Source organism: Burkholderia pyrrocinia (assembly GCF_022809715.1).
Taxonomy (GTDB): Bacteria; Pseudomonadota; Gammaproteobacteria; order Burkholderiales; family Burkholderiaceae; genus Burkholderia; species Burkholderia pyrrocinia_C.
The window spans coordinates 1,038,878-1,055,444 of the sequence record NZ_CP094460.1; the positions used below are offsets into that span (position 1 = coordinate 1,038,878).

The window sequence follows — 16,567 nt, forward strand, 5'->3', positions numbered from 1 at the left end:
CAACGACATGAGAGATTTCGCCAACAAGGTCGCCGCGATCACGGGTGCCGGCTCGGGCATGGGCCGCTCGCTCGCGATCCAGCTCGCGCAGGCCGGCTGCCATGTGTCGCTCGCCGACAAGAACGGCGTCGGCCTCGCGGAAACCGAACGGATCGTCCGCGCGATCGCGCCGAACGTGCGCGTATCGACGCGCGTGCTCGACGTCGGCGAGCGCGACGCGATGTTCGCGTGGGCCGACGACACCGCGAAGGAACACGGCAAGGTCAACCTGATCTTCAACAACGCGGGCGTCGCGCTGTCGAGCACGATCGAAGGGATGGACTACAGCGATCTCGAGTGGATCGTGAACATCAACTTCTGGGGCGTCGTGCACGGCACGAAAGCGTTCCTGCCGCACCTGAAGGCATCGGGCGACGGCCACGTGATCAACACGTCGAGCCTGTTCGGGATCTTCGCGCAACCTGGGATGAGCGGCTACAACGCAACCAAGTTCGCGGTGCGCGGCTTCACCGAATCGCTGCGCCAGGAGCTCGACATGATGAAGTGCGGCGTGTCGGCGACCTGCGTGCATCCGGGCGGCATCCGCACGAACATCGCGCAGGCCAGCCGCGTGTCGAAGAACATGGTCGGCTTCATGGTCGCGAGCGAGCAGCAAGGCAGGGACACGTTCGAGAAGTTCTTCATCACGACCGCCGACGACGCCGCGCGCACGATCCTCGCCGGCGTGCGCCGCAACAAGCGCCGTGTGCTGATCGGCCGCGATGCGAAGGCCGGCGACTGGATGGCGCGCATCCTGCCGTCCGCGTACCAGGCGCTCGTCGTGCTCGCGACGCGCCGCGAGGCCGCGAGAGCCCGCCGCGACGCCGCCCGCGGCACGCCGGCGCCCGCACCGCTGCACGCAACCTACAACAACGCAGGTAATCAGGGAGGAGAACAATCATGACGACCCCGAACATGATGCCCGTGCGGCGCGACATCCGTTTCGCGCTGCCGCCCGAACGCGCGAAGGATTGGCACGTGCAGGGCGTACCGGTCACGCACTTCATGAACGCGCTGTCGCTGCTGTTCCCGGCCGGCGAACGCTTCTTCATGGATTCGGTGCGCAACTACCGCGACCGGATCGAGGATCCCGAGCTGAAGAAGCAGGTGCTCGGCTTCATCGGTCAGGAAGCGATGCACACGCGCGAGCACATCGAATACAACGACCTGCTGCAGGCGTCGGGCCTGCCCGCGCACAAGCTCGACAAGCGCCTGTGGACGATCCTCGGCTGGTTCAAGAAGGTACTGCCGCATTCGATGCAGCTCGCGATCACGATCGCGCTCGAGCACTACACGGCGATCCTCGCGAACCAGCTGCTGTCGGGACACGAGCACCGCATCGACGGCTCGGTCGAAGGCTACCAGCAGATGTGGATGTGGCATGCGATGGAGGAAACCGAGCACAAGGCTGTGTCGTACGACGTATGGACCACCGTGATGAAGCCGGGCCTCGGCAGCTACCTGCTGCGCACGGGCACGATGCTGACGACGACCGTGTTCTTCTGGACGATCGTGTTCGACTTCCACGTGCGCCTGATGCGCGCGCACCGTCGCGAACACGGCAAGTTCGGCGGCATGTGGCGCCTCGTGAAGTACCTGTACGGCCCGAAGCACGGCGTGTTCCCGAGCATCGCGCGCGAATGGCTCGACTACTTCCGCCCGGGCTTCCACCCGTGGGACCACGACAACCACCAGTACCTGCAGGGGCTCGACACGCTGCTCGAGAACATCGACGCGACCAACGCGCGCTACGCGGCGCAGGCCGCCCCGCGCCGCGTGCCGCTGCATCCGGTTGCGCAGGCATGACGCGATGGCGCGCGCGCACGAGATGCTGACCGTCCAGTCCGGCGACGTGAAACTCGCCGTCTACGTAAGCGGATCGCGTCGCGCGCCGCCGCTGATCCTCGTGCACGGCTACCCCGATTCGGCGGCCGTGTGGGCGCCGATCCGCGCACGGCTTGCGAAGCGCTACCGCGTGATCGCGTACGACGTGCGCGGCGCCGGCGCGTCCGATGCGCCGCGCCGCCGTGCCGACTACACGCTCGCGCGGCTCGCCGACGACCTGAAGGCGGTGGCCGACGCGACCTGCGGCGGCCGGCCTTTCCATCTCGTCGGCCACGACTGGGGCTCGATCCAGTGCTGGGAGGCCGTGACCGACCCCGCGTTCCGCGGCCGAATCGCGTCGTATACGTCGATCTCGGGCCCGTGCCTCGATCACGTGTTCCGCGCGAAGCTGCGGCTCAAGCAGAGCCTGAAATCGTGGTACATCGCGTTCTTCCACCTGCCGCTCGTGCCGTCGCTGGTGTGGCGGCTCGGCGGCGCGGCGCTGTGGCCGCGCTGGCTGCAGCTCACCGAACGCGTGCGCGCCGAGCGCGATCCCGTGCAACTGAAGAACGCGCTGAACGGCCTGCAGCTTTACCGTGCGAACTTCCTCGCACGGGCACGCAAGCCGCGCGAACGGTATGCGCAGGCGCCGGTGCAGATCCTGGTGCCCGTGCGCGACCGCTACGTGACGCCCGAGATGTCGGTCGACCTCGATCGCTGGCTCGGCGACCACGTGCGCGAGGAAATCGACGGCACGCACTGGATCGTGCTGCGTCACCCGGACATGATCGCGTCGCGGATCGACCGCTTCGCGTCCGCGCAGGAGCGGCCGGCGGTCACGAATGCCGCGGTTCAGCGCCCCGCCGGCGCCGGCAGGCGCCTAAACAGCGTCTCGTAGTCGACGACGAGCCCGTCGTCGTCGATGTCCATCTCGGCCGTGAAATTCCGGAAGATGCCTTCGTAGCGGTAGCGCCGGCCCGGCTCGATGCACGCGTAGGCCTGCTTGACCGGCGTGACCTTCAGGTCCGGCGTCGAGATGTACGCGACGTCGATCGGCCGCCGCTCGCCGCGCGCGAGCCCGAGGCGGCCGATCGGCAGCGAATTCGTGAACGGCGTCGCCGCGATGTCGATGTCGATGCAGCCGTCGAGCTCGTGCAGCGCTCGGCCCGCGCCGTCGTGCCAGTGGCCTGCGCCGTCGCCGCGCAGTTCGAGCGTGCCGCCGCCCATCACCTTGAGCACCGCATACGTCACGCGCCAGTGCGAATCGCACTCGACGCGATACGCGAGCCCGTATGCGCGACCGTACCGCTGGCCGACCACCGCGCTTTCGACGACGATCCCGCCGCCGCTCCGGTCGAACGTCAGATGTTCGACCCCGTCGCCTTCGAGCGACGCCCAACGCACTTCGCGCATCGTTCCGCCTCCCGGTTTACTCAATACGGGGGATCGTCGCACAAATTCCCGAACGAAGACGTCAACAAACGCGTACTTGCGCGGAAAGGCTAGCGATTGCCCAAATTCGCTACCGAAACCGACAAATCGCCCAAAAACGTTAACGCAGGCCGGCTGGCACGCCCCAATTCCGAGCATCAACCACAAATCCTGACTATCCAGGATTCCCTATTCCGGTGCATGGAATTGTGTCCTATGCTCGCGGCTCGTCCTGTCCCGCCGCCACCATGCCTACCGCCCGCTCCGCCTCGCCGTCGATCGACCTGCGCATCCTGCTGCGCGGCATCGGGCAGATCGTGCTGCAGGCGAATGCATTCACCGGCGCGCTGCTGCTCGCCGCGCTGGCGCTGACCGACGTGCGGCTCGCGTGCGCAGCGCTGGTCGGCTCGGCCGCCGCGAGCATGACCGCCGTGCTGACGGGCGCCGAGCGGCGCGACGTCGAACTGGGGCGGCACGGCTTCAACGGCGCGCTCGCCGCGCTGATCGCCGTGCTGTTCGCGCCCCATCCGCTCGCCGCGCTCGCGCTGGTGCCGCTGGTCGCAATCGGCTCGGCGCTCGTGCAACGCGCGATGCGCGCGCCGCTGGCCCGCTGGCGCCAGTGTCCGTATTCGAGCCCGTGCCTCGCCGTTACCGCGCTGTGGATGTCGTTTGTTGCGCCGCCGCATGCGAGCGGCGCAACGGCTGGCGCAACACTGACGTTGTCTTCCATCGCCGACGCGCTGCTCTCGGGTATCGCGCAGACCACCTTCGCGCAAGGCGCGTGGGCCGGCGCACTGATCGTCGCAGGCATCGCCGCCGCGTCGCGCCGCGCGGCCGCGTTCGCGCTCGGCGGCGCCATCGTGTCGGCCGCGCTGCTGCTCGCGCTCGGCGCGAACGGCATGTCGTTCGCCGACGGCCTGCTCGGCTTCAACGGCGCGCTCGCCGCGCTCGCGTTGGCGCCGCGCGGCCCGCGCGCGGCATTCGCGGCGGCCGCCCTCGCCGCACTGATCCAGTGGCTCGCGACATGCGCGGGCATCCCCGCGTTCACGGCCCCGTTCGTGCTCGCGTCGTGGGTCACGGTGGCCGTCGCGCGCCGCTTCACCCTCGGAGAACACGATGTCGTCATTCGCACACCGTCCTGATGCCGTGAAACCCGGCGCCCCGATCTCGGACGCCGAACGCCGGCTGCGCGTCGATCTCGCCGCCGCGTATCGGCTCGTCGCGCTGAACGGCTGGGACGACCTGATCTACACGCACCTTTCCGCGACCGTGCCCGGCGAGCCCGGCCATTTCCTGATCAACCCGTTCGGCCTCGCGTTCGACGAGGTCCGCGCATCGAACCTCGTGAAGATCGACCTGGCCGGCAACCGGATCGGCGACAGCGAACACGCGGTCAACGTGACGGGCTTCGCGCTGCATGCGGCCGTGCATGCCGCGCGCGCCGACGCGGTGTGCGTGATGCATCTGCACAATACGGCCGGCATTGCCGTGTCGATCCAGCGCGACGGGCTGTTGCCCGCATCGCAGCACGCACTGCGCTTTCATGGCGACCTCGCGTACCACGACTACGAGGCGCTCGCGTTCTCGCCGGCCGAAGGCGCGCGGCTTACTTCAAGCCTCGGCGCGAAATCCGCGATGCTGCTGCGCAATCACGGCACGCTGACGGTCGGCCGCACCGTTGGCGAAGCCTATGTGCTGATGGATACGCTGATCAAGGCGTGCGATATCCAGATCCGCGCACAGGCAGGCGGCGGGCCGCTCGTGCTGCCCGACCCGGCCGTCGCCGATCGCACCGCCGAACAACTGCGCGACGGCGGCGCGATCGAAGGCGAACTGGAATGGCCGGCGCTGCTGCGCCGGCTCGACCGGATCGATTCGTCATATCGCGACTGACGCCGCCCCCCCTCATACCGTCGAATCGTTCAAACTCAACCGGAGCACCTGTCATGCCGACTTTCAATATCCAGCTGTTCGAAGGCCGCACCGTCGACCAGAAGCGCGAATTCGTCGAAGCAATCACGCGCGTCACATGCGAGACGCTCGGCTGCGCGCCGGGCTCGGTCGACATCATCCTGACCGACGTGAAGAAGGAGAACTGGGCGACGGCCGGGAAGCTGTGGAGCGACGAGCGCTGACGAACGCCCCACAAAAGGCCAGCGTGCCTCCGGACCACGGAAGCGCGTTGTCTCCGTTGCTCCGCTACCGCCCCTCGCCTCCGCCTCGAAAACCTCACGTCAATCGGCTATCCCAATATATTGCCGTTGACATTCAGCCTCATTGCAACTAGCTTTCGTGAGTACGACAACACCCAGCAATCATTTCGTTCCTTTTCAAAAAAATAGATTCGCATAACGAATCAAAATATGCATATCCGCATTCGGCATAATAGCCAGCCAACCACCGTCCATCGGTGTCACCGCCAGCGATGAAATCCGGCAAGTATGTCTACGCCGACACTCAACTCATCACTTCAGGTAAACACCATGAAAATCAGGACGCTCAAAGGCTACTCCGCCGCTCTGCTGTTTTCGTTGATTTCCTTCGCGAATCCCGGCGTAGGCAGTCCCGTCTCCACATCGTCCGACACGACGTCGGATCAGCACGCCGCCACTCTTCACGAGACATGGGAGGCGAACGAGAATGGAACGGCTTACAAAATCATCAAGATTTCCGCCGACCGCTTTCTAGTCGTATACGGAAACAAAAAGAATATTTCCGGATACGTCATCTATGATCGGCGAGACGGATCAACCGGCACTGACTATGCCCCGTGGACTTCGACTTCGTCCAACATTACGATCGGAGTTCAGGAGACAAGCAGTCGATCAATTGGCGTCATGCTGAGCACCAATGGCGACACCACTAGTTTCGTCGCGAAACCCTATCGATCCAACAATAAGGCTCGAGGCGCCATCCGCCCGGGAAGCTGGCAGACAACAATCTCCGATATTCCTGTCCAGCTTCGCATTGACAAAAACCTTGCGGATGCATCGATCGATATCGGCAAATGCAGACTAACCGGGAAGATAAAATCAGATGGTTCGGAAGGTGGGGCGCATCTGACGCTCTCTCCGGCAACGACAGCCTGTGCAACCAAGTTCAATCACGAGTTTGATACAGCGTTGCTCTTTTCGGAAGATCTCGCCGTCATCTATCCGACGAAACGAGAATCGATGAACTTTATTTTCGTCGCTCCTTCGGCCATCGACACCGCTCCCGGTTTGACGCCGCAGCCCCGAAACACGTCCTGCGCGCAATGGAGGGAGATGTGCCGCGCGAAGTGTTCTGCAATGACTTTGCCAACCGGCAACTTCGGATTCAAATTCTGGAACTGCGTCAACAGTTGCAACGCGTTGGCGGGATGTTAAAAAGGAAAGCGCATGATCACAGACAAGCAAATCGCAAACACCCTGAACGACATGATCTTGCAAATGGGGGCCGATCTGGATCGCTCTCTTCTGGCAGTGAAGGCAGCGTGCCCGGATTCCGAATTCGTCGCCTACCGCGAATTCGTGTCGCAAGTGCTGACCACGATGCTGGCCGACTTCATGAATCCGCTGTACGCAAGGCATCCCGACCTGAAGCCGCCGGAACTGACCTGACCCGCCTCTGCAGCGCCCTGCAACGGGCGCTGCCCGCGGCCTCCTCCCGCCCCTCCCGTTGTGCGCCCGCACATCGCTTTGTCACGCAATCGGCGCATAATGCCGGACAGACGCAGCAGCCAATGGCCACCCGGGAGACCGCCATGGAAGCGAAGAACGAGGAAGTCGTCGCACACCTGCTCTCCGACGTCGTCGAATTCGCGCGCGAGCGCCTGCCCGAAGCCACGTTCCGGATCGTCGAACCTTTCCTGCATCATTACTACGATTTCGTCGACGCCGACGATCTCCAGGACCGCAGCATCGCCGACCTGTACGGCGCCGCGATGGCGCACTGGCAGACCGCCCAGAAATACGTGCCCGGCAGCGAACGGCTGCGCGTATACAACCCGATCCTCGAACAGCACGGCTGGCATTCCGACCACACGGTGATCGAGATCGTCAACGACGACATGCCGTTCCTCGTCGACTCGGTGACGATGGCCGTCAACCGCCTCGGGCTCGCGCTGCATTCGGCGCTGCATCCCGTGTTCCGCCTCTGGCGCGGCGCCAACGGCGGCATCGAGCGCGTCGACGCGGGCGGCGCAACACCCGGCGACGGCCAGTCGCAACTCGCGTCGTTCATCCATTTCGAAGTCGATCGCTGCGGCGACGCCGCGCTGCTCGACACGCTGCGCGAGGACATCGCGCGCGTGCTCGGCGACGTGCGCGCATCGGTCGAGGACTGGCCGAAGATCGTCGACATCGCGCGCGCGACGATCAAGGAGATGAAGACGCGCGAATCGACCGCGGAAGACATCGAGGCACGCGCGTTCCTCGAATGGATGGCCGCCGATCACTTCACGTTCCTCGGCCACCGCGACTACGCGCTGGTGTCGGACGGCACCGGCTTCGGCCTGCGCGGCATCGAGGGCACGGGCCTCGGCATCCTGCGCGAATCGCTGCGCACGTCGGGCGCGTCAGACGTGACGCCGCTGCCGAAGGCCGCCGCCGACATCATCACCGGCTCCTGGCCGATCTTCCTGACCAAGGCGAATTCGCGCGCGACCGTGCACCGGCCCGGCTATCTCGACTACGTGGGCGTGAAGCTCGTCGGCGCCGACGGCAAGATCACCGGCGAGCGCCGCTTCATCGGGCTCTACACGTCGACCGCTTACATGGTGTCAAGCGCCGAGATCCCGATCGTGCGCCGCAAATGCGCGAACATCGTGCGGCGCGCGGGCTTCCTGCCGAAGGGGCATCTCGGCAAGACGCTCGTGACGGTGCTCGAAACCTATCCGCGCGACGAGCTGTTCCAGGCCGACGAAGACCAGCTCTACGACATCGCGCTCGGCATCCTGCGGCTGCAGGAACATCAGCGCACGCGCCTGTTCGTGCGCCGCGACCGGTTCGACCGCTTCGTGTCGTGTCTCGTGTTCGTGCCGCGCGACAAGTACAACACCGACCTGCGCCGGCGCATCGCGAAGCTGCTCGTCGACGCGTACAACGGCGTGAACGTCGAATTCACGCCGCTGCTGTCGGAATCGGCGATCGCGCGCATTCATTTCGTCGTGCACGCGGAGCCGGGCACGATGCCCGACGTCGATACGCGCGAGCTCGAGACGCGGCTCGTGCAGGTGGCGCGCCGCTGGCAGGACGATCTCGCCGACGCGCTGCTCGACGCATTCGGCGAAGAGCAAGGCAACCGCCTGCTGCAACGCTATGCAGACTCGTTCCCGGCCGGCTATCGCGACGACTATCCGGCGCGCACGGCCGTGCGCGACATCGAGCTGATCGAGCGCGTGAAGGATTCGGGCCAGCTCGCGATGAACCTGTACCGGCCGATCGAGGCCGGGCCGCGCGCGTTCCGCTTCAAGGTCTATCGCACGGGCGACCCGATCGCGCTGTCGCGCAGCCTGCCGATGCTCGAGCATCTCGGCGTGCGCGTCGACGAGGAGCGGCCGTACCGGATCCAGACGCCGGACGCCGCGCACGCATGGGTGCACGACTTCGGGCTCGAACTCGCCGACGATACCGAGTTCGACATCGAGCGCGTGAAAGGCCTGTTCGAGGATGCGTTCGACCGGATCTGGAGCGGCCGGATCGAGAACGACGATTTCAACCGCCTCGTGCTGCGCGCGCACCTGAGCGCGCGCGAAGTGACGATCCTGCGCGCGTATGCGAAATACCTGCGGCAGGTCGGCTCGACGTTCAGCGACGCGTATATCGAACGCGCGCTGACCGGCAATCCGGCGATCGCGCGCCAGTTCGTCGAGCTGTTCCTGCTGCGCTTCGACCCGCTCACCGGCGACACGCGCGACGTGCAGGCCGAACGGCTGCTGAAGGCGATCGAAGGTGCACTCGACCAGGTGCCCAACCTCGACGAGGACCGCATCCTGCGCCAGTTCCTCGGCGTGATCAACGCGACCGAGCGCACCAACTACTTCCTGCTCGACGCGAACGGCGAATCGAAACCCTACCTGTCGTTCAAGTTCAATCCGGCAAAAGTGCCGGGCCTGCCCGAACCGAAGCCGATGTTCGAGATCTGGGTGTATTCGCCGCGCGTCGAGGGCGTGCACCTGCGCGGCGGGCGCGTCGCGCGCGGTGGCCTGCGCTGGTCGGATCGCCGCGAGGATTTCCGTACCGAGGTGCTCGGGCTGATGAAGGCGCAGATGGTGAAGAACGTCGTGATCGTGCCGGTCGGCTCGAAAGGCGGCTTCGTCGTGAAGAACCCGCCGCCGCAGAGCGATCGCGAAGCGTGGATGCGCGAAGGCATCGCGTGCTACCAGACGTTCCTGCGCGGCCTGCTCGACCTGACCGACAACCTGGTCGGCAACGCGATCGTGCCACCGCCCGACGTCGTGCGCCACGACCCCGACGATCCGTATCTGGTCGTCGCCGCCGACAAGGGCACGGCCACCTTCTCCGACTACGCGAACGCGATCTCGCACGAATACGGCTTCTGGCTCGACGATGCGTTCGCGTCCGGCGGCTCGGTCGGCTACGACCACAAGAAGATGGCGATCACCGCACGCGGCGCGTGGGAATCGGTGAAGCGGCACTTCCGCGAGATGGGCATCGATACGCAGACGACCGACTTCACGGTAGTCGGCGTCGGCGACATGTCGGGCGACGTGTTCGGCAACGGCATGCTGCTGTCGCCGCATATCCGGCTCGTCGCCGCGTTCGATCACCGGCACGTATTCCTCGACCCGAACCCCGATCCGGCGGTCAGCTTCGCGGAGCGCCAGCGCATGTTCGCGCTCGAACGGTCGAGCTGGGCCGACTACGACCCGGCCGCGATTTCGGCGGGCGGCGGCGTCTATCCGCGCACCGCGAAGACGATCCCGCTGTCGCCGGCCGTGCAGGCCGCGCTCGGCATCGACGCGCACGCGCTGCCGCCGACCGAGCTGATCCGCGCGATCCTGCAGGCGCCGGTCGATCTGCTGTACAACGGCGGCATCGGCACCTACGTGAAGGCCGCGCGCGAAACCCACCTGCAGGTCGGCGACCGCGCGAACGACGCGGTGCGCGTGAACGGCGCGGACCTGCGCTGCAAGGTGGTCGGCGAAGGCGGCAACCTCGGCTGCACGCAGTTCGGCCGCATCGAGTTCGCGCAGCGCGGCGGCCGCATCAACACCGATGCGATCGACAACTCGGCCGGCGTCGATTGTTCGGATCACGAAGTCAACATCAAGATCCTGCTCGGGCTCGTCGTCTCCGACGGCGAGATGACCGGGAAGCAGCGCAACGCGCTGCTCGCGGAGATGACCGACGAAGTCGGGCTGCTCGTGCTGCGCGACAACTACTACCAGACGCAGGCGCTGTCGATCGCGGGCCGCTACGGCGTCGAGCAGCTCGACGCCGAGGCGCGCCTGATGCGCTGGCTCGAACGCGCGGGCCGCCTGAACCGCGTGATCGAATTCCTGCCGACCGACGACGAAGTCGCCGAACGGCAAGCCGCGAAGCTCGGCCTCACGTCGCCGGAGCGCGCGGTGCTGCTCGCGTACAGCAAGATGTGGCTCTACGACGCGCTGCTCGAATCCGACGTGCCCGAGGACCCGCTCGTCGCCGCGATGCTCGTCGACTACTTCCCGACGCCGCTGCAGCAACGCTTCAGCGAGCCGATGCATCGCCATCCGCTGCGCCGCGAGATTCTCGCGACACACCTGACCAATGCGCTCGTCAATCGCGTCGGCTGCGCGTTCGTGCATCGGCTGATGGAGGAAACCGACGCGAAGCCCGGCGACATCGTGCGTGCGTGCATCATGGCGCGCGACGTGTTCGACCTCGATGCGGTGTGGCGCGACATCGACGCGCTCGACAACCGCGTCGCCGACGACGTGCAGGCGCGCATGTTCGTCGACGTCGCGCGGCTGCTGGAGCGCGCGGCGCTGTGGTTCCTGCGTCATCTGCAGTCCGGCGCGGTGGCCGACGGCGGCGTTGCCGAGCTGATCGCGCGCTGCCGCGACGCGGCGCAGCGGCTCGCGCCGCAACTGCCGTCGCTGCTGCCGGCCGACGCACTCGAAGCGCTGTCCGAGCGGCAGCGCGTGCTCGTTGAAGCCGGCGTCGACAGCGCGCTCGCTGTGCGTGTCGCGAGCGGCGACATCTCGGCCGCGCTGCTCGACATCGCCGAAGTGGCCGCGACCTGCAACCGCAGCCTCGAACTCGTCGCGGGCGTCTATTTCTCGCTCGGCACGCTGCTCAATTACGGATGGATCGGCGAACGCGCGGCGACGCTGCCGACGCCGACGCACTGGGACATGCTCGCGCGCGCGGCCGCGCTCGCGGAAGTCGCGCGGCTGAAGCGCACGCTCGCGACGAGCGCGCTCGCCGAATCGGCGGATTCGACCACGCCGGAGACGATCGTCGGCGCGTGGCGCGAGCGCCGCGACGCCGCGCTCGCGCGCTACGAGCACCTGCTCGCGGACCTGCGCGCGTCGGGCGGCGCCAGCCTCGCGGTGCTGCTCGTGATCGTGCGGGAGATGGCCGTGCTCGAACGCGCGTAACGGTTCGGGCAGGATCAGACCGTCGCGACCAGCAACTCTTCCGCGTTGTTCGGCGGCCGCAGGCCGTCCGTGCGATCGGCGAAATAACGGCGCGCCAGCTCCGCGGCCGATACGTGCGCGGCTGTCGCGAAGCCGGCCTCCAGCGCGAGCGCCTGGATCTGAGCCGGCATGAAGAAGCTGATGAACGGCGTGCCGCTCGCGCGCGCACCCTTTGCAGCCATTTCCAGCCCCGGGCGCACGTCCGAATCCGCGTTCTCCAGCGGCAGCAGGAACGTCATCGCGAGCGTCGAGCCCGGCGCGAGCGACGCGACTTCGCGCAGCGCGGCCGCGTTCGCTTCGCGCGTCAGGTACATGCTGACGCCGGTGGACACCACGACCGCCGGCTTGCCGGCATCGAAGCCCGCGCCGACGAGCGCATCGCGCCACGACTGCTTCGCCTCGAAATCGACCGGCACGAAGCGCAGCCAGTCGGGCACGCCGAAGCCGAGTTCGGTCAGGCGGCGCTGCTTCCATGCCTGCGGCGCCGGCGGGTCGACTTCGAAGACGGTCACGCGCGACGCCATCTCGGGCCGGCGCTGCACGAAACTGTCGAGGCCAGCGCCGAGAATCACGTACTGGCTCACACCGAGCGCGGCCTGCTCGGCCACGAGATCCTCGATGAAGCGCGCCCGCGCGACGATCGACGCACGAAACGGCCGCGTGAACTGCGGGTCCATGTCGCCGCGCTGCTGCCAGCCCGGCGCCGGCGCGAGCAGTCGAAGCCCGACTTCGTCGGCGAGCACGTGCGGCGGCGCGTCGAGTTCGACGTGCAGCGCGCGCCACAGCGCGACGCGCGCGGCGGTGCTGTCGGGGGCGTCTTCGCGGGGTTCGGTATCGGTCATGTCGGCGTCACTCGTGCTGGTTGCGGGTAGTCGGGTAGACGGCGTCAATTCGTCCGGATGAAATATCACGCCTTCCGGGTGGACGGCCCGGCTTCCCGCGGCGATACGGCTGCGGCGCGCGCCGCCAGCCGCGCAAACAGCGCGTCGAGATCGAACCCTGCCGTATCGATGCCGATCGTGTCGCGCAGGCATGCGCCCCACGCGGCCGCGTCGTCGAACGTGACGGTGCGCCCGGCCCCCGCCGCGTCGCGCAGCGTCAGCGCGGTGTTGAGTAGCGCCGCGCGGCCGTCCGGCAGCACGCGGCACGCGATCAGGTCGTTCACGAAGATCGATTCCGGATACGTCGACGTAAACCAGTTCGCGGCGTCGTAATCGATCCACTCGGCCGGCTTCAGCGAGAAACGGTAAGTGGTCTGCCAGCCGTCGGGGATCTCGAACTGCATGTCGAATTCGCCGTCGACCGGCGCGTCGATCACGCGAAACGCGCCATGCGGCGTCAGTTGCCGCTCGCCCGGCACGAAGCGCAGCGGCGCGGTCAGCGTCGCGCTGCCGAAGCCGATGTCCGCGAGCCAGACCGCATCGTCGAGATCGATGCGCAGCAGCATGTGCGTCTGCGCGGTGACGATCTCGGGCGGCCGCATCCAGCGCACGCGCGCGATCAGCGGCGTCACGCGAAAACCGATCGTCGTGAGCGCGGTGTAGAACAGCTTGTTGAGTTCGAAGCAGTAGCCGCCGCGGCGGCGCCCGATCACCTTGTCGACGATCGCGGGCAGGTCGAGCGCGACGCGCGCGCCGGTCAGCGGATTGAGGTTTTCGAACGGAATCGCCTGCGGGTGCAGCAGATGCAGCCGGCGCAGCACGTCGAGCGTCGGCTCGGCCGGGCCGTCGTAGCCGATGCGGGAGAAATAGCGCGAGAGGTCGAACGAGTCAGTCATGAACCTGCACCGATAAAAAGGACACGCCACGATAGCATCGCGCGAAATCCCCATGTTGTGCGGGGCGATTGTCCGTCATCGCGCGCGATGCCGGCACCGCACGCAGCCCCGCGCAACGTTACGGCAGCAGCTTCAGCGCCGACGACGCGACCGACGGCACCGAAATGCCCTGGCTCGTCGCAAACTGCACGGCCTGGCTGAGCGTCGCCGCGAGCGACTGCAACTGGCCCGGCGCGCTTTGCGCGATATACGACGCTGCCTGCATGTTCTGCGGATTCAGGCCTGACTGCAGCAGCGACGCGGCGCTCGTCGAACCGAGATTGCCGAGCCCCGACTGCAGTTGCGAGTACTGCGTGAGCCCCTGGCCGAGCGACGCGAGGCCGTTGCTGAACGCCTGCTTGTCGATCGGGCCGTGCGACGCGCCGCCGCTCGCGAAAGCCTGGCCGAGCGCCTGCGACACCGACTGCTGCGCGCCGCCCATCTGCGACAGCGCGGCCGGCGTCAGCGCATCGCCGCCTGTCAACTGGCTCGCGGCCTGCTGCGCCTGCCCGGCCGCGCCGGTCAGCCCCATCGCCGACGCGAGCGACGACTGGCCGGACAGCACTTGCTGATTCGCACCGACGTAGGCCTGCAGCAACTGCGCGAGGCCGCCTTGTGCGGGCGCAGCCTGCTGCTGGCCACCGCCGAGCAGCGACGCGCCGAGCGACTGCAGGTCGAGCTGCGCGTGCGCGGCGCCGCTCACCAGGATGCCGAATGCGATGCCTGCCGAGGCCAGATGCCTGCCCGTCGCGCGAATGTGCTTCATGTGTTTCCCTCGTGCCGGAATGATTGAGGCCGATATTGTCGAAGCGCGTCGCGCGCCGCCGCAACGACTGAAACACATCGAAACGAAATCACGGTGTGCGGCCGCTTGCAATTCCGCGACCGACGGACACGGTCGAGTGGATTCGTCCGCGGTTGATGCGCGAAATCACGCCTGTGCCGGAATTCGTTCTCCGGTTGCATGAATGACGGCGGGTTTCGGGCTTTGCGGGTGGTACCGCAAAACGTATCGCGGCCGGGAAACGTTACGCAGCCATCCACGCCGGCAGCCGCCGGCCGACCCAGTCGGCCGCCTGCTCGTAGCCGCGCGCGAGCTGCAGCACCGCGAGATCGGCGCGCGGGCGCCCGATCAGCTGCATCCCCATCGGCAGCCCCGCGTCGTTGAAGCCGACCGGCACGTTGATCACCGGGCAGCCGGCCAGCGTCCACGGCACGACCGTTTCCATCCAGCGGTGATAGGTATCCATCGCGCGGCCCGCGATTTCCTTCGGCCAGCGCTGGTCGACATCGAACGGAAACACCTGCGCGGTCGGCGCCGCGATGAAGTCGTAGCGATCGAAGAAGCTCAGCACGGCCTGGTGCCACGCGGTGCGCTCGACGCTCGCATCGAACACGGCCGCGCCCTGCATCGCGAGCAGCCCTTCTACCTCGTAGATCGCCTCGGGCTTCAGCAGCGCGCGGCGCGCCGGATCGCGATAGTGCGCGAGCAGCCCGCCGCCGGACAGCAGGTGCCGATGCACGAGCCACAGGCGCCAGATCCGCTCGGGCGCGAATGCCGGCAGCGCGGCATCGACGTCGCAGCCGATCTCGCGCAGCGTTGCCAGCCCCTGTTCGCACTGCGCGAGCACGCCGGCCTCGGTCGCGAGATAACCGTTCCAGTCGCCGACCCACGCGATGCGCTTGCCGCGCAGGTCCGCGTCGAGCGGCTGCGCGAACACGGCCGGATCTTCCGCGCGCGACAGCGGATCGTTGCGGTCGTAGCCGGCCTGGATCGCGAGCAGCTGCGCAACGTCGCCGACCGTGCGGCCCATCGGCCCTTCGATGCCGAGCTGCTGCACGAACACGTCGACGGCCGGCCAGCGCGGTACGCGCCCCTGCGACGGGCGGAAGCCGTAGATGTTGCAGAACGCGGCCGGATTGCGCAGCGAGCCGCCGAAATCGCTGCCGTCCGCCACCGGCAGCATCCGCGACGCGAGCGCCGCCGCCGTGCCGCCGCTGCTGCCGCCCGCACTCTTCGTCAGGTCGTACGGATTGCGCGTCGCACCATAAACCTCGTTGAACGTGTGCGAACCGAGCCCGAACTCCGGCGTATTGGTCTTGCCGATGAAGATCGCGCCGGCCGCGCGCATCCGCGCGACGCCGACGGAATCGGCCTGCGGCACGTTCTCGCGGAAGATCGGCGAGCCGTAGGTGGTCCGCAGCCCCTTCGTCATCGCCAGATCCTTCGGCGCCTGCGGCATCCCGTGCATCCAGCCCTGGTACTCGCCACGCGCCAGCGCGGCATCCTTTTCCGCGGCTTCGGCGAGCAGCGCATCGCGCTCACGCAGCGCGACGATCGCATTGACCGCGCCGTTCACGCGCTCGACGTGGTCGAGATACGCGCGCATCGTCTCGACGCACGAGACCGCCTTGCCGCGGATCGCCGACGCGAGCTCGCCGGCCGACAGGCGCACGATCGGGTCGACGGGGATGGAGGCGGGAGCGAGAAGCTGCGGGGCGCCGTGCGGCATGCGAGTCTCCTGAAATCGGAATGGAATGGCAGGCCGCGTGGCGGCGGCGGTCGCCCCCGAACCGGCCGGGAGGGGCCGCGCCGCGGCCGACGCTCTACTCTACGCGACGCCGATTCGGCGACCTTCGATATTTTCCGTCGCGATTCATTGCGGATCCGACTGAATCGGCGCGACGCGTGCCGGGCCGCCCGCGCCGGCCCGATCGATGAAATCGTTTATGCGCATAAACTAAAATTTCTTATATTTCTAATAGGCGCGACACGAGACGGCGCGCGTTAACGACATTTTTACGCGACCGCCCGATCTCTTTAGATGGTT

At 67.1% G+C, this 16,567-nt stretch carries 14 protein-coding genes; 9 read left to right on the top strand and 5 right to left on the bottom strand.

What is annotated here, in order from left to right:
• The first annotated feature begins 7 nt into the window (after nucleotides 1-7).
• From MRS60_RS21425 to MRS60_RS21435, 3 genes are read left to right on the top strand one after another with little or no spacing between them, the layout of a single operon-like run.
• On the top strand, nucleotides 8-943 hold the full coding sequence (locus tag MRS60_RS21425) for an SDR family NAD(P)-dependent oxidoreductase (protein ID WP_034180339.1): 936 nt from the start codon (nucleotides 8-10) through the stop codon (nucleotides 941-943).
• Complete coding sequence (locus MRS60_RS21430) at nucleotides 940-1,845, top strand: metal-dependent hydrolase (protein WP_034180340.1); 906 nt, start codon at nucleotides 940-942, stop codon at nucleotides 1,843-1,845. Before MRS60_RS21425 ends, MRS60_RS21430 begins: the two co-directional genes overlap by 4 nt.
• 4 nt (nucleotides 1,846-1,849) lie before the next feature.
• A complete protein-coding gene (locus MRS60_RS21435; RefSeq protein ID WP_243566630.1) occupies nucleotides 1,850-2,761 on the top strand; it encodes an alpha/beta fold hydrolase in 912 nt (303 codons plus the stop codon).
• Here MRS60_RS21435 and MRS60_RS21440 read toward each other — a convergent pair.
• Complete coding sequence (locus tag MRS60_RS21440; RefSeq protein ID WP_105392474.1) at nucleotides 2,716-3,276, bottom strand: putative glycolipid-binding domain-containing protein; 561 nt, start codon at nucleotides 3,274-3,276, stop codon at nucleotides 2,716-2,718. The genes MRS60_RS21435 and MRS60_RS21440 overlap by 46 nt on opposite strands.
• A gap of 266 nt (nucleotides 3,277-3,542) precedes the next feature.
• On the opposite strand from MRS60_RS21440, the gene MRS60_RS21445 reads away from it, so the two are divergent.
• From MRS60_RS21445 to MRS60_RS21470, 6 genes are all read left to right on the top strand, one after another.
• Nucleotides 3,543-4,436, top strand: coding sequence for an urea transporter (locus MRS60_RS21445; RefSeq protein WP_105392473.1), 894 nt, complete (start codon nucleotides 3,543-3,545; stop codon nucleotides 4,434-4,436).
• Entirely contained in the window at nucleotides 4,411-5,187 is a 777-nt protein-coding gene (locus MRS60_RS21450; protein ID WP_243566631.1) for a class II aldolase/adducin family protein, read from the top strand. Before MRS60_RS21445 ends, MRS60_RS21450 begins: the two co-directional genes overlap by 26 nt.
• A gap of 53 nt (nucleotides 5,188-5,240) precedes the next feature.
• Complete coding sequence (locus MRS60_RS21455) at nucleotides 5,241-5,429, top strand: 4-oxalocrotonate tautomerase (RefSeq protein ID WP_011354745.1); 189 nt, start codon at nucleotides 5,241-5,243, stop codon at nucleotides 5,427-5,429.
• Between the two features lie 348 nt (nucleotides 5,430-5,777).
• Complete coding sequence (locus MRS60_RS21460; RefSeq protein WP_243566632.1) at nucleotides 5,778-6,662, top strand: hypothetical protein; 885 nt, start codon at nucleotides 5,778-5,780, stop codon at nucleotides 6,660-6,662.
• Nucleotides 6,663-6,674: 12 nt separating this feature from the next.
• On the top strand, nucleotides 6,675-6,896 hold the full coding sequence (locus MRS60_RS21465) for a hypothetical protein (protein WP_243566633.1): 222 nt from the start codon (nucleotides 6,675-6,677) through the stop codon (nucleotides 6,894-6,896).
• A 143-nt stretch (nucleotides 6,897-7,039) separates the two neighbouring features.
• Nucleotides 7,040-11,881, top strand: coding sequence for an NAD-glutamate dehydrogenase (locus MRS60_RS21470; RefSeq protein WP_243566634.1), 4,842 nt, complete (start codon nucleotides 7,040-7,042; stop codon nucleotides 11,879-11,881).
• A 14-nt stretch (nucleotides 11,882-11,895) separates the two neighbouring features.
• On the opposite strand, the gene MRS60_RS21475 is transcribed toward MRS60_RS21470, so the two are convergent.
• The 4 genes from MRS60_RS21475 to MRS60_RS21490 form a co-directional block, all read right to left on the bottom strand.
• The gene (locus MRS60_RS21475; protein ID WP_243566635.1) at nucleotides 11,896-12,762 is read right to left on the bottom strand and encodes a class I SAM-dependent methyltransferase; all 867 of its coding nucleotides are present in this window, start codon (nucleotides 12,760-12,762) and stop codon (nucleotides 11,896-11,898) included.
• A gap of 65 nt (nucleotides 12,763-12,827) precedes the next feature.
• Entirely contained in the window at nucleotides 12,828-13,697 is an 870-nt protein-coding gene (locus tag MRS60_RS21480) for an arylamine N-acetyltransferase family protein (protein ID WP_051983658.1), read from the bottom strand.
• Nucleotides 13,698-13,815: 118 nt separating this feature from the next.
• On the bottom strand, nucleotides 13,816-14,502 hold the full coding sequence (locus MRS60_RS21485) for a hypothetical protein (RefSeq protein WP_034180349.1): 687 nt from the start codon (nucleotides 14,500-14,502) through the stop codon (nucleotides 13,816-13,818).
• Nucleotides 14,503-14,764: 262 nt separating this feature from the next.
• Nucleotides 14,765-16,249: an amidase gene (locus MRS60_RS21490; RefSeq protein WP_131949460.1), complete on the bottom strand. Its 1,485-nt coding sequence runs from the start codon at nucleotides 16,247-16,249 to the stop codon at nucleotides 14,765-14,767.
• Nucleotides 16,250-16,567: the final 318 nt, after the last annotated feature.